Genomic DNA, 653 nt, shown 5'->3' on the forward strand with positions numbered 1-653 from the left:
TAGTCAGTATTTGTGTTTTTATTAAGTTATTTCCAAATTGCCTGACTTCAATGTTGAGCTAATAATAGACTTCCAGCTTCACTGCTTTCTTATAAGATGCTCTTTGTGGCTTCTTGACTAAAAATTATACGATGGAAAGTCTAAATGTGCCTCAAAAACCGCTAAATTTGGTGTGATCGTAATCATGCTTTAAAGGGCAATTTATGTATGCCATTGAATATCAGCAAGGAATATTGTGCCTGATGAATGGATGTAATTTTATGTTTCACGCCGCCTATTAATTCACCATAAAAGTCACGCTTTGTTTGCCGTGTTCACAGATTTATCATCTGATCTAAGCCTTGCTGTTAACTCGATGTTAACTTAGAACAACACCACAGTGACGTGGAAGTGGGTTAACGGTAAGGATGTACCATGAGTTGGAGAACCATCAGCTTTAGAAAGCGCATGCTGGTCATTATGACGCTCTCGGGCTTGATCGAGTTACTTCTGCTCGTCGCCGCAGGTTTTACCTACCTTAAAGTCAATCAAGAACACGAAATGGGTGAAAAGGCACTCGGTGTTGCCCGTTTCCTCGCAGAGTCTGAAATCGTCATTGAGATGGTGGAAGCTCAGCAGCCAGAACCTTATCAAGAGTCCTTTCGCGCACTCAC

At 41.3% G+C, this 653-nt stretch carries 1 pseudogene; it reads left to right on the forward strand.

The annotated features are described in order from the left end of the window. Window positions 1-414 precede the first annotated feature (414 nt). A pseudogene (locus R7O13_RS27875) lies at window positions 415-653 on the forward strand (hypothetical protein); the annotation flags it as partial.

The organism is Vibrio sp. Y176, from assembly GCF_033438945.1.